Source organism: Streptomyces sp. NPDC046900 (assembly GCF_040644975.1).
Lineage (GTDB): Bacteria > Actinomycetota > Actinomycetes > Streptomycetales > Streptomycetaceae > Streptomyces.
The window spans coordinates 58415-70899 of record NZ_JBEYXD010000032.1 but is presented as its reverse complement, the minus strand read 5'-3'; the positions used below and the strand labels follow the sequence as shown (position 1 = coordinate 70899).

Sequence of the window (12485 nt, the reverse complement as noted above, 5' to 3'; positions counted from 1 at the left end):
CGCTCACAGCTCCCCCATCCGCCGGATCACGGGCGCGACGCGCTGCACTCCGTGGCGGTAGGCGCCACGGGCGGCGCGGCGGACGATCTGGCGCACCGGGCCGGGCGCCTTGTCGGCGGCGGGCGCGCCGGGCAGCGGGCTGCCGTCCGGGGCGAGGTGGTGGCGGGCGAGAACGCCGGGCAGATAGCCGGGCGCGGTGACGGGCGTGTAGTAGGGCTTCAGCGGCGGAAGCTCATCGGTGGCGAGCAGCTCGCTGATGCGCCTGCGCGCCTCGTCGAAGGCGGTCGCGTACGACCCGTCGGCGGCGACACCCTGGCGGGCGACCCAGCCGGGGTCGGGCGCCGGCTCGTACCCGGCGTCGAGCTGATCCCAGGAGGCGAGGCAGCCGGAGCCTACGAAGTGGTGGTTGCCGAGTCCCTCGCGCACCCCGAGGTCGGTCAGGACGACGGTGGGGATGCGGCGGTGCAGGGACTCCAGGGCCGCCGTGGAGCTGACGGTGACCAGCAGGTCGGTGCGGTCGAGGACCTCGCCCATGTTCCCGTACACCAGACGGAAGTTGGCCGGCAGGTCGTGCTTCTGGGCCAGCTTCTGGTAGGGCAGTTCCTCGATGTGCGTGGTGTGCTCGCCCGGCCTGGAGCGGAGCTTGAGCAGCACCTCGCGCTCGGGGTGCCGGCGGGCGTGCTGGATCAGCCGGTCCAGCAGGTACGTACGGTCCTTGCGGTTCTCCGGTACGGAGGGCTGCGCGGCGAAGACGACCGTGTAGGGGTCCCTCTTCTCGTACGGGGCGCCACCGAGGAAGGGCAGCGCCACCTCGGTCACCGACGAGGCGTCGGCGCCCACCCCCTCGTACACCGCGCGGAAGCGCTCGGCGTCCTGCCGCGAGTTCGCGAGGACGAGGTCCGCGCCGTGCCGCAGCAGCAGGCCGTCGGCGAGCTTCTCGTACACGACACCGACATAGCCGGTGACGACCAGGGGACGCCGGATGCGCCCCTGCCAGGCGTGGGCGAGGCCGTGCAGCATGGCCTGGACCCCACCGCCGACGAGAGCGAGGACGAGGACGTCGTACGTCTCCTTCGTCATCTCGCGCAGGAACTCGACGGCCGTGACCTCGCGCAGAGAGTCCGCGCGGACACCGACTTCTTCGAGCTGGCGCACGGTGGGTGTGGCACGACCGCGCAACAGAAAGCCGGCCATGAGAGGGGCGGCTTGCGCGTCACCGCCCGACCCGGCTTCCATGGACGGGCCCGCAGCGATGCGGCTCGCGGTCAGCGCACCCCATTTCCAGCGGGTGTCGGAGTCCGCGAGTACGGCAATCCGAAGGGGCTTCGTAGTACTTGCTGGCACACCACAGACGCTAGGAAGCAAATCCAAGGCTTCACCCAACCGTGACTAACCAAAAGGTTAACAGCAGCTCACCGAGAGCCGAACTGGCTCGTCAAAGCCCTGAAAGCGCACGGGATGCACCGTTCCGACACATTGAGTTCACCCCCCGTATCCGTACCGGAAAGTTCACTTGGCGGGCAGCACCCTACGCTTTCGCAGGTGCCAAAGCTTTCCGTGATCGTGCCGTTCTACAACGTGCAGCAATACGCCCCGGACACTCTGCGGAGTCTCCGGCTCAACGCCCGACCCGAATTCGAGTTCATCCTCGTCGACGACCATTCCAGAGACGACACGCCGGCCATTCTCGAACGCGCGGCCGAAGAGCTCTCGGACGTCGCGAGCGTGCGTTTCATCCGCCGGGAGGAGAACGGCGGGCTCGCCACCGCGCGCAACACCGGCCTGGACGCCGCGCAGGGCGAGTACCTGACATTCCTGGACGGCGACGACTGGCTCGCCCCGGGCTACCTCGGGGAGCTCGTGTCCGCCCTGGAGGATCTGGGCTGCGACTTCGTCCGTACGGATCATGTCCAGGCCACCGCGCGGGCCCGTGCCGTGTTCCGCGCCCCGCACGGACGCCGCTGGGAAGTCATGAACCCGCGTGACGCGATCCTGCCCGCCACCCGCTCCACCTCTGTCGACTACCCCTACGCCTGGGCCGGCGCCTATCACCGCCGTCTGCTCGACAAGGGCCTGCTGCACTTCACCGACGGGCTGCGCACGGCCGAGGACCGGCCGTGGATCTGGAAGCTGCACCGTCAGGCGGAGTCGTTCGCCGTGGTGAGCCTGATGGGTGTCTTCTACCGCCGCGGCGTGGCCGGCTCGCTCACCCAGATCGGCGATGTGCGCCAACTCGACTTCATCCGCGCGTTCGACCAGGTGATCGAGGAGACCGCGACCGACCCCGACGCCGACCGGCTGCTGCCGAAGGCGGTGCGCACCTACTGCGCGATCATCGCCCACCACCTGTCGGAGATCGACAAGTTCGAGCCGGGGGTGGCCAGGCAGCTGCGCGCGATGAGTGCCGCGGCGATCAAGCGCATGCCCCAGGAACTGGTCACCGACGTCCTCGACACCATGGACCTGAACCGTTCGTCCAGGCTGCGACGACTGCGCCGCCGGGTGACCACACCGAAGGCGGCCGCCTGATGCCCCGCACCACTCAGATCTTCTGCGCCTCGACGCTGTACGGCGCAGCGACCCTGGCCGCCGCGATCGAGGCCGACAGCTTCCCCGAGGCCGATCGCCGGGTGCTGCTGGTGTGCAACAACGCCGGCATGCCCGAGACCACCCCCGCCGTCGACGAGATGCCGGGCTTCGCACCGCTGCGCGATCACTTCGACGCCGTCCTGTCCTGGAACGACGCCATCCGCCCGTTCCACCCCGGCGCCTGGTCGCCGCGCCCCGACGACATCCCGCTGTTCGAACGCTATCTGCGAATGCTGTGGGACCTGGGCGACGACCGGGTGTCCCTGGTCCTGGAGTCCATCCAGGTCAACCCGGCCCTGGCCATCGCCCAGATGTTCACGGACGCGCCCATCGACGTCTACGCCGACGGGCTGATGAGCTACGGCCCCACCCGCAACAAGATCGACCCGCTGGTCGGCACGCGGGTGCGGCGGCTGCTCCACCTGGACCTGGTCCCCGGGCTGACCCCGCTGCTGCTGACCGAGTTCGGCGTGCCCGCCCAGATCGTGCCGACCAGCGCGTTCCTGAAGGTGCTGAGCCGGCTCGGCGACGCCGTTCCGCAGCTTCCGGCCCTGCCCGAGAACGCCGCGGTCCTGCTCGGCCAGTACCTGTCCGCGCTCGACATCCTCTCCCCGCAGGAGGAGGAGGACCTGCATGTGCGGATGATGCGGGGCGCGGTCGCCCGCGGGCACCGCTCGATCGTCTTCAAGCCGCACCCGACCGCACCGGCCCGCTATAGCCGGGCCCTGGAGACCGAGGCCGAAAAGCTCGGCGTGAACCTCAGCGTCATCGACCTGCCGGTGCTCGCCGAGACCCTGTTCGAGAAGGTGCGGCCCGGCCTGGTGGTCGGATGCTTCTCGACCGCGCTGTTCACCGCCTCGACCTTCTACGACCTGCCGGTCGCCCGGATCGGCACCGAGCCGCTGCTGGACCGCCTCACGCCGTACCAGAACAGCAACCGCGTCCCCCTCAGCCTGGCCGACGCCGTGCTGCCGGAGCTGGAGGACAAGCGCGGGCCCGACACCGTCCTGGCCGATACGCTGACCGATCTGGTCACCGCGATCGGCTTCGTCATGCAGCCGCAGATCTACCCGGAGCTGCGGCCGGCAGCCGAACGCTTCCTCTCCGAGCACTTCGGCCCGCGCACACAGCGCTACTTCAAGCGCCGCCGGCTGACTTCGCTGGGGCTGCCGGGCGGCATCCCCGAGCGGCTCGCGTTCCTGCCGCGCAACGCCACGGCGCGCAGGGTAGTCCGGCGGGCCCGGGCACTGCGCAAGGCGGTACGCCGCTGAACGCGTCCCTTCGGCGCCGCCGGAAAGCGGGTGGATCACCGGGTGATCCACCCGCTTTGTGTTTCCCTGCCCCCCGGCGGTGGGACATCGAAGAAGTCAGCGAAGATCGCACAATCCGAATACCCGAAGAGAAACGGGGACGACGATTCCTGGACGCGGTCTGTTTGGCTGCGGTTCACGCATCTTCTTTAGTTTCCGACAATGCGTCATTCAGGTATTGCTTACACAGCGTTCGGACAGGCGGGCAGACTGGGATGACCCAGCAGGACATCCGCCCCTCCGTGGAGACCGTCGCCTCCGTCCCGCTCGCACAGCGCGAGTCCCCGGCCGGCCGACGGCCGCTGATCTCTTACGTGCTCCCGGTCTACAACGAGCAGGAAGGTATATCCGCCTTCCATGCCGCGCTGACCGCCGCCCTCGCGGAGCGCAAGGACCTCGACTACGAGCTGGTCTACATCAACGACGGCTCCGCCGACGGCTCGCTCGCCCTGCTCGAGGCACTCGCGAAGAACGACAGCCGCGTCCGGGTGATCGACTTCGCCCGCAACTTCGGGCACCAGATCGCCATCACGGCGGGCCTGGACATCGCCAAGGGCGATGCGGTGATCGTCATGGACACCGACCTCCAGGACCCGCCACAGGTCAGCCTGGAGCTGGTGGACGCGTGGCGCGAAGGCGCCGAGATCGTGCACGCGCGCCGTCGCTCCCGGCAGGACACCGCGTTCAAGCGGACCACCGCGCACATGTTCTACCGGCTCCTGCGGTCCTGGACCGACGTGGACATCCCGGTGGACACCGGCGACTTCCGGCTGCTGGACCGGCGGGTCGCCGACGAACTGCGCAGGTACCGCGAGCGCAGCCGGTTCGTGCGCGGCATCGTGGCCTCGATGGGCTACCGGCAGAAGGAGATCTCCTTCGACCGCGACGAGCGGTTCGCCGGCGAGACGAAGTACCCGCTGCGCAAGATGGCCCGCCTCGCGATCGACGGCGTGACCAGTTTCTCCACCACCCCGCTGAAGCTGATCACGCGGCTCGGCTTCGTGGTGCTGATGCTCTCGCTCGTCGGCATCGTGTACGCGCTCGCGATGAAGTTCTTCCGGCCCGACATCACCGTCTCCGGCTGGACGATGCTGATGGTCGTGGTGCTCTTCCTGGGCGGCACCCAGATGCTGTCGCTGGGCGTGCTGGGCAGCTACATCGGCCGCATCTACAGCGAGGCGCAGCGACGCCCGCTGTACCTGGTGCGCGAGGTCATCGGTGGGGACGACGACGGGCGGGACGGTCGTCGTGGCGTCTGAGACCGCGGCCGAGGAGGCGTCCGCGACCGGCTCCGGTGACACGGTCACCGAGAGCCGGTCGCAGATGCTGCGCCAGCTGGTCCGTTACACCGTGATCGGCGGCAGCGGCGTCGCGCTGGACATGGTCGTCTTCCTGCTGCTGCACAACTGGGCGGGAATGAACGAGCAGACCGCCAACGTGCTCAGCACGACGCTCGCCATCACCAACAACTTCATCCTGAACGCCCTGTTCACCTTCGAACGGCGCGACCGGCTCGTGATGCGCTTCCTGCGCTTCTACGCCGTCGGTCTGACCGGGATCGTCTTCACGGACCTGCTCTTCCTCGTCTTCACCGACGCACTGGGGATCGACGCCAACCTCGTCAAGGCGGGCTCGCTGCCGCTGGTCCTGGCGCTCCAGTTCGTGCTCAACAGAAAGTGGAGCTTCGCATGAACCTCGGCATCATCGGCGCCGGCGCCACCGGCCTGACCGCCGGCTGGGACGCCGTACGCGCCGGCCACCAGGTCACCATCCTGGAGGCGGCCGGAGAACTGGGCGGCCTCGCCGCCTCGCTGGACGTGGGCGGTGTGCCGCTGGAGCGCTACTACCACCACATCTTCCGCAGCGACCGGGCCATGATCGCCCTGATCGAGGAGCTGGGGCTCGGCGACGCACTGCGCTTCCACAAGCCGACCACGGGAATCTACCGGAGCGGCAAGCTGATCGACTTCACCTCGCCGGTCGACATGCTGCGCTTCCCGGAGTTCTCGCCGGTGGACGCCGTGCGTTTCGCGGGCTCCTCGGCGGTGCTCAAGGCCGTGCGCAACGGAGAGCGCTACAACGACCTCACCGCTCTGGCCTGGCTGCGCAAGCGGGCCGGCAAGAAGGCGACGGCGGCGATCTGGGAGCCGCTGCTGCGCGGCAAGTTCGGCGACCGCGCCGAGCAGGTGTCGATGGCCTGGCTGTGGGCCCGCATCCACTGCCGTACGTTCGAACTCGGCTATGTCGACGGCGGGTTCGAGCGGGTGTACGCGGCGCTGGGCGACGGCATCGAGGAGCGCGGCGGCAAGGTCGAGTTCGGCAAGGCGGTCGACACCATCCGGCAGGACAGCGACGACGCGGCGGCCGTGGTGCACTGCGCGGACGGCTCCCGCTACGAGTTCGACCGGCTGATCGTCACCACCCCGCAGCCCGCGTTCGCCAAGGCGGCAGGTCTGCCCGCCGACGACGCCGTGTGGAAGAACCAGTACCTGGGCGCGACCTGCTTCGTGCTGGAACTGGACCGCAGCGTGATCCCGTACTACTGGCTCAACATCAACGAGCCGGACTTCCCGTTCCTCGCGGTGGTCGAGCACACCCGGATGATCGACCCGTCCGTCTACGGCGGCCGGCACGTCCTGTACGTGGGCAACTACGTGGAGCGCGAGGACTGGCGGTTCACCACCGAGCCCGGTGAGCTGCTGGACAGGTTCGTGCCGTACCTGCAGCGGATCAACCCGGAGTTCGACCGCTCCTGGATCCAGAAGTGGCACTTCTCGAAGGCCGGGTTCGCCCAGCCGGTCGTGACGCCCGAGTACCGCGCGCTGATCCCCGGCCACGAGACGCCGATGAGCAAGGTCACGCTGGCGACGATGGCGCAGATCTACCCGCAGGACCGGGGGCAGAGCTACTCGGTGGCGATGGCACGGAAGGTGACCGCGTCGCTCGGGCTGCGCTGACCCGCGGAAACGACGACGGGGCCCCGGTGTGCCGACCGGGGCCCCGTCTTCTTTGTGCCTACGGGGTTCCGGTGTGCCGGCCGGGGCCCCGTAGTCCTTGTGCTCGGGTCAGTCGACTCCGGGCCTGCGCACGCACACCACGATCTTCGACTCGCCGTTCGGCGGGCAGTCGTACGTGGCGGTGATGCGCCGCTTGAGCTCCGGGTCGACCTTGCCGGGCCGGAACCAGACCCGGTCGAGGACCGCGTACCGAGCCGGATCGTGGTCGACGCAGTCGGCGTTCTCCTTGAACGACTTCAGCCCGGCGACGTCCTTCAGGAAGCGGCTGCGCTGCAGGAACGTGGCGATCGGGTACCGGCACTGGGCCGGGTGGTCGATGTAGTACACCGAGTCGCCGAAGGCCAGGTAGAGCACGGGGGCGCCGGCGGGGATCTGCGCGCGCAACTCGTTTGCGACCTGCTCCCTGCGCTCCATGCTCCGCAGGTACGAGGCGCTGGTCGAGTTCACCTTGCCGTGCGACACCAGGTGCGGGGAGTCGGGCCAGATGCCCCCGGTCACGCACACCACACCGGCCAGGGCGATGAGTGCGCCCGGCCACACGCCCCGGCGCCCGGGCCGGGCGCCGTTCCTGACGCGGGCCTCGCGCCAGGTGTCCACGCCGGCCGCCAGCAGGGCGACCAGGCCCAGCGCCCAGACGGTCGCCGGCCGCTGCAGCCCCTTGGGCGCGTGGGTGTACAGCACGGGAAGCGCTCCGAGCAGCAGCGACACGACGCCGAAGCACCACGGCGGCGTGCGCCGTGCCCCACCCACGGCGAGGCCCCAGGTCGCGGCGGCGACCACGGTCAGCTGGAAGGCGTGGTAGAGGAACCAGTTGCCCTGCACGACCACGACGGCCAGCGAGCCGCAGCCGATGGCCAGGGCGATCACCGAGAGTTCGAGCCGCCGGCCGCGGCCGCGCACCCGGGCGAGGAGGAGCAGCAGCGCGCCCGGGAGCAGCAGCAGCATGGGGCTGAGCACCGAACGGTCGGCGAGGAAGTCCACCGAGCGCTCGAAGATGTACGCGGGATGGATGCCGGTTCGGCTGAGCGCAGACTGGTTGATCTGCGGCATGTCCTTGGTCCACTGCAACTCGTGGGACCCGGCCAGCACGCTCAGTCCGAACAGCCCCACCGCGCCGACCACGGCGACGAGCGCCACCCGGACGGCCCGGCCGCGGTCGGCGACGTAGACCAGCAGGATCCCGAAGGCCGCGGTGGAGGCGGTGGAGTACTTCATCATCACCGCGAGCCCGAGCGGCACCGCGGCGAGCAGCGCCGCCGGCCACGGCCGGGCCGGGCCGAGCGCCGCGGCCACGCCGAACACGCTCAGCACCACGGCCGCCCACTCCGGCTGGAGGAAGTCGGTGCGCGGGGTCAGGATCATCAGCAGGCCGGCCGCGCCCGCGGCCAGAGCCGCCTCGCGGCCGCTCACCCAGCGCCGCAGCGCGATGTAGAGGGCGTAGGCCGCCGCGGCGGCGAGCAGGGCGCCCGCCGCCTCCATCACGGTCTCCCGCTCGACCGTGTCGCCGAAGGTGATCTTGTCCAGCAGCGCGATGAACCACCGGTAGAAGAAGGGCCGGTGGGTGAAGACCTCCGACGGCGAATAGCCCGCGTCGCCACCGGTGCGCAGTGCGCCGAGGACGTACTGCAGGTCACCGGTGAGGCGGCGGGTGAGCACGGTGTACACGACGGCGGCCGCCGCGGGAACCGCGACCACCGGCCACCACAGGGGTGACCGGCGGATGCGCGGCTTCGGCGCGGCGGGCGCGTCGGCCAGAAGAGTGGCCATGGGTCAGCCGCCCAGGATCTTGCTGAGGTCGGCGGCGTTGGCCTCGGTGACCTTCCAGAGCTCCTGCTGGCGGCCGTGCACGTCGGCCACGGTCGCGGCGTGGTCGGCGAGCAGGTCCCGGGCGCGCTCGACGAGCAGTGCCCCGAGGTTGCGGTCGTGCACGGACACGCCCCACTCGGGCCGCTCGATGTCGCTCAGGAAGTACGCCATCTTCGGGTGCGAGATGAGGCTGATGATGGGCGTGCCGCAGCCGAACGGGATCATGCCGGCGTGCCCGCGCATGCCGATCACCAGCTTGGTGCGGGCGTACAGGTCGCGGATCTCGTCGTTCTCGAAGTTGTACATCGGGATGACGGGCATCGAGATGCCGTGCTCGCGGCGCAGGTCGAAGGCGATCTTCTCGTCGTCCAGCGAGTGCGCCACGCACTGCACCTCGGCGAGCTCGCCGAGGCCTTTGACCGCCTTGGCCATCTGCGCCAGGAAGTAGGCGTAGTCGTGGCCGAAGCGCAGCCCGGCGCGGTCGTAGGCGGCGTTGATCAGGATGGTGTCGTCACGCCTGGCCGGGTCCTGCCAGCCCGCGACGATCTGCCGCGTGACCGTGGTGGGGCACGGCTGGAAGCGCACCTTGTCGTGCAGGTGCGCCGGGAGCATGGCGCGCACCTTCTCGATCGAGCCGTGGTTGCGCAGGCCGAAGAAGGCCGACCGCTCCACGAGCAGGCGCAGCGAGGTGCGGAACCGCTCGGCGCGGTAGGACTGGCCGTCGAAGGCGTTGAACCCGACGGCGAACACCGCGATGGGTACGTCGATGCGGTTCAGCAGCTCGTCCGGGACGTTCCACTGCCAGGCGCTGTTGCCGTTGGGCATGGTGTCCGGGATGAACAGGCCGCCGCCGCCGATGACCAGGCCCTTGCGGGCGTTGACGCGCTCGAGGGCCGGCTCGTCGAACAGCCGGTGGGCGTGGACCGAGTGCCAGCGGCGGCCGGTGGTGTCGGGTCCGAAGGCGAGACGGACGCTCTCCGGCAGCAGCTTGTCACCCGCGTTGCCCTGGCGGTCCATGTAGAAGGCGACGTGCGCCAGCTGGTCCTCGGGGCTGCCCTGCTGCTGGGCGGGGACGCCGGTGGTGCGCTGGTTCCAGATGCGGTTGGCGCGGTGGGTCGGGTCGACGGAGAGCCCGGACAGCGCGTACTGGCGTGCGGCGTCGTCCTCGCCGTGCACCCAGGCGATCTGGGCGAGCCGGGAGAAGGCGGTCGCGGCGCGGTTGGGCGCGGCGGTGGCCAGCAGCAGCTGGGTCCGGGCCTCATCGTTGCGGGAGACGCTCATCAGGGCGTGCCCGTAGACCTCGTGCGGCCAGGCCTCGTCGACGGGGATGTGCACCCGCTCCATGATGTCGACGGCGGCCTGGTAGTCGCCCGCACCGATGTGGGCGAGGGCGACGCGGCGTGCGACGTCGACGTCACCGGTGCGCTCCACGTGCGGCATACCGAAGTGCACGAGCAGGTCGTGGTGGAGGGCCCCGTTCAGGGCGACGTAGGCGGCGTGCAGCTCGGTGTCGTCGATGTCGAACTCGCGCCAGCGCTCCTGCGCGAGCTCGTAGCCGACCTCGCCGCCCTGCCACGGCTTGTGCCGTCCGGTGAAGTGCAGGATGGTCGTGTCGTCAGGCACCGGCAGGTTCCCGGACAACCGGCGCTTGACGAAGTTGTACTTCGGGTCGAGGCGGACGAAGTCGCCGTCGAGCACGGCGTTCAGGATGCCCTGGTCGTGCTTGTCCAGCTCGTAGGTGCCCGCGCGGCCGACCTTGTCGATCTTCGCGCAGAACTCGTCGCTGAGGTATTCCTTCTGGATGACCAGGAGCCCGCTGTTGAGCTTGTGCTGGCCGTAGAAGAACTGCGGCACGGCCGCCAGTCCCTCGCGCAGCGAGAGCAGTTCCTTCAGCGATCCGAGGACCACCATGTCGGTGTCCAGGGTGATCACGGTGTCGTAATCACGGATGCGGAAGATGTCGAGGATGAAGTACGCCTTGCGCACCAGGTAGTTGTCCTGGTCGCCCTTGACGTACGAGTCGTAGTGGTCGGCATCCACCCGGCGCAGCACGATCCGCGGGTGCAGGGCGCGTATCCGGGCTATGGACGAGGGGCGCAGGTCGTCGTGCAGGACGATGAAGTCCTCGCACACGTCCGGGTTGGACAGCGCCAGGGAGCGCAGCAGGGCGAGGAACCCGGGAAGGTAGTTCTCGTCCACGAAGCTGGCGAAGGCGATACGGCGCTTGCCGGTGAGCGCCCGGGCGGAGCCCGCGTCGGGTGCCGCCGTCCGGGCCGCGGCGGCGACGGAGCCGGAGGTGGGGATGGTGGTCATCGCAGGGAGATCCTCATGCCGGAGACGCTCTGGGCCCGTTCCATGACCCACGCCTTCTCACTGGTGTATTCGTGGACGGACGTGATGGGCATTTTCATCGCGGCGTCGATGCGATAGGCGCCGCTCTCGTAGAAGTCGAAGCCGATCAGGTCCAGGGCGGGGCTGACGTCGAGGAAGTCGAGCAGCCACAGCATGTTGAAGCCGCTCGTGGGGATCCCGGGCCACACATCGGAGCCGATGTTGCCGATGTTGCGGACGGGCCAGCGCAGCGTCTCGTCACCGAGGTACTGCTGCGCGCCCGGCACCAGCCGGTTGCGCAGGGAGTACTTCCAGTCCCCGGAGAGCCCGCCGAAGACGAGGCGGGTGGTCACCGGCTGGTCCCAGTTGAAGCCGTGCTTGTGGATGGTGACATGGATGTCGGTCCGCTTACCGGTGTGGACGGGGTCGAGCTTGTACGAGTTGAAGCGTACGACGAGGTCGTAGCCGTCGATCTCGGAACCCATGGAACTCGCCCCGACCTTGCCCGAGTTGGCGATCAGGCAGGTGGACTTCCCGGCGATCTGGTTGCGGAACTCGCCCAGGGTGAGCCACTGCACACCGCCGAACAGCGGGTCCTCCAGGGGGCCGCGCATCCGGTTGCGGCGCTGCTCCGCGAAGAGCGCGACGGTCTCGATGAACCCGGGGGTGGGACGGCCGTGGCCGGCGGTGGCCAGGTCCAGGTACTGGCTGAGCGCCTCCTGGAAGTCCTGCTCGGGCGCCTCGATGCGGTCCATGGTCAGGAGCGCTCCCACCAGGCGGGCCTGCGCTCCGTCCCAGTCGCCGTCGGCGTGCGCCTGGAGACCTTCGGACCACGCCTCGGTCGGGGGCCGCTCGGTGAAGGAGGCGGCGGCCGGGACGTCCCGGCGGAGCACGGAGAGGAGTTCCCCGCGCCGCTCCTGGGCCGTCCGGATGCCGGTGACCCGGGCGCGGACGCCGAATCCGTCCTCACTGGTGAGGTCCAGGTAGCGCTCGTACGCCTCGACCGCGGCGGTCGGCAGGCCCATGGCCTCCAGCAGCCGCGCGCGCAGCCGCCAGCCGGCGCGGGAGTTCTTACGCAGGGTAAGAACGGCGTCGGTGATCAGCAGGGTGAGGTTCAGCTCGTCGTCGTAGCCGCAGTCCAGCGCCTTGTTGCCGACGGCGAGGAGCGCGTCGAGCAGCTCGTTGCCGACACCTCCGCCGGTGGCCGCCTTCGCGCCGCGGCGGAGCAGATTGCCCGTCGTGGCCGCCGTCGGCTGCTGCTGTCCGGCCCATGCGGCGAGCAGCTGGCGCAGCTGTTCAGCCAGAGCCGCACGCCGGGGGTCGAGGCTTCCGACGACCTTGCCGCTGTGCACGGCGCATGCGCGCAGACAGTCCTCAAGTTCGGTCGGCGTGACCTCGGCACTCGGCGGTCCGGCGTCCGCCGCTGCCGAGA

The 12485-nt window shown here is 69.7% G+C and carries 9 protein-coding genes; 5 read left to right on the top strand and 4 right to left on the bottom strand.

The genetic code is table 11. The features are described 5' to 3' along the window. Positions 1–3 precede the first annotated feature (3 nt). Positions 4–1344 (bottom strand): DUF6716 putative glycosyltransferase, encoded by a 1341-nt coding sequence (locus ABZ904_RS27455; protein ID WP_360998103.1) that lies wholly within the window; start codon positions 1342–1344, stop codon positions 4–6. 198 nt (positions 1345–1542) lie between these two features. Between ABZ904_RS27455 and ABZ904_RS27450 the strand changes: the two genes are divergently transcribed. The 5 genes from ABZ904_RS27450 (at position 1543) to ABZ904_RS27430 (ending at position 6856) form a co-directional block, all read left to right on the top strand. After that, positions 1543–2529 (top strand): glycosyltransferase family 2 protein, encoded by a 987-nt coding sequence (locus ABZ904_RS27450; protein WP_359393801.1) that lies wholly within the window; start codon positions 1543–1545, stop codon positions 2527–2529. Beyond that, positions 2529–3860 (top strand): polysialyltransferase family glycosyltransferase, encoded by a 1332-nt coding sequence (locus tag ABZ904_RS27445; protein ID WP_360998105.1) that lies wholly within the window; start codon positions 2529–2531, stop codon positions 3858–3860. The genes ABZ904_RS27450 and ABZ904_RS27445 overlap by 1 nt, the downstream gene beginning before the upstream one ends. Before the next feature lie 254 nt (positions 3861–4114). Further along, positions 4115–5158, top strand: coding sequence for a glycosyltransferase family 2 protein (locus tag ABZ904_RS27440; protein ID WP_359393805.1), 1044 nt, complete (start codon positions 4115–4117; stop codon positions 5156–5158). Further along, positions 5148–5591, top strand: a complete 444-nt coding sequence (locus ABZ904_RS27435; protein WP_361825993.1) for a GtrA family protein — start codon at positions 5148–5150, stop codon at positions 5589–5591. Before ABZ904_RS27440 ends, ABZ904_RS27435 begins: the two co-directional genes overlap by 11 nt. Further along, positions 5588–6856 carry an NAD(P)/FAD-dependent oxidoreductase gene (locus tag ABZ904_RS27430; RefSeq protein WP_361825991.1) on the top strand — a complete coding sequence of 423 codons (1269 nt, stop codon included), beginning with the start codon at positions 5588–5590 and terminating at the stop codon, positions 6854–6856. Before ABZ904_RS27435 ends, ABZ904_RS27430 begins: the two co-directional genes overlap by 4 nt. Before the next feature lie 108 nt (positions 6857–6964). Here ABZ904_RS27430 and ABZ904_RS27425 read toward each other — a convergent pair whose 3' ends face one another. The 3 genes from ABZ904_RS27425 to ABZ904_RS27415 are packed head-to-tail and all read right to left on the bottom strand — an operon-like array spanning position 6965 to position 12405. Next, entirely contained in the window at positions 6965–8683 is a 1719-nt protein-coding gene (locus ABZ904_RS27425) for a hypothetical protein (protein ID WP_361825989.1), read from the bottom strand. A gap of 3 nt (positions 8684–8686) precedes the next feature. Then, positions 8687–11035: a glycosyltransferase gene (locus ABZ904_RS27420; protein ID WP_361825987.1), complete on the bottom strand. Its 2349-nt coding sequence runs from the start codon at positions 11033–11035 to the stop codon at positions 8687–8689. Further along, positions 11032–12405 carry a glycosyltransferase family 29 protein gene (locus ABZ904_RS27415; RefSeq protein ID WP_361825985.1) on the bottom strand — a complete coding sequence of 458 codons (1374 nt, stop codon included), beginning with the start codon at positions 12403–12405 and terminating at the stop codon, positions 11032–11034. Before ABZ904_RS27415 ends, ABZ904_RS27420 begins: the two co-directional genes overlap by 4 nt. Positions 12406–12485 lie beyond the last annotated feature (80 nt).